We start from the raw sequence: 457 nt of genomic DNA, 5'->3' as shown, positions 1-457 counted from the left end.
CGGATATTACGAAGGCAGAATGGGAAGAATTGATGCAGGGCTTGCTTACAGCCCACTTTGTAGCTAGCAAGACTTTGATGCCTTTGTTACGTCAGGGTTCGAACTATACATTTATTAGTGGCGTGTCTGCTGAAGATGCTGCGTTTAGCAAATATTCTGGACCGGTTGCACCGGCCGGCGCAGCGGTTTTGATGTTGAGTGAGTTATATGCTGTTGAAATGGCAGGTCGCTTTAATGTGAATGCGTTGGTCCTTGGACCGGTAAATACACGTGTGCGACCAACTTCTTATCGCAAAGACAGTTATGTTTCATCGAAGACGGTTGGCGAATTAATCGGTGCGTTGCACTTTGAGAATGTGAATCCAATTACTGGTGAACGCCTACGGGTACCAGATGTTGAGGCTGCTGCAAGCTATTTGGCGAAATGGCGCGGTTAATGGGGATGATATACAAAAAA

The 457-nt window shown here is 46.4% G+C and carries 1 protein-coding gene; it reads left to right on the top strand.

The features are described 5' to 3' along the window. Positions 1 to 437: Rossmann-fold NAD(P)-binding domain-containing protein (locus tag WEIDD23_RS12270; protein ID WP_156469678.1), on the top strand; the 437-nt coding region annotated here is incomplete at its 5' end. Positions 438 to 457: the final 20 nt, after the last annotated feature.

The sequence above is a fragment of the Weissella sp. DD23 genome, from assembly GCF_001579105.1.
GTDB lineage: Bacteria > Bacillota > Bacilli > Lactobacillales > Lactobacillaceae > Weissella > Weissella cibaria.
The sequence above is the reverse complement of the archived record's forward strand: the minus strand, read 5'-3'. Positions and strand labels throughout refer to the sequence as shown.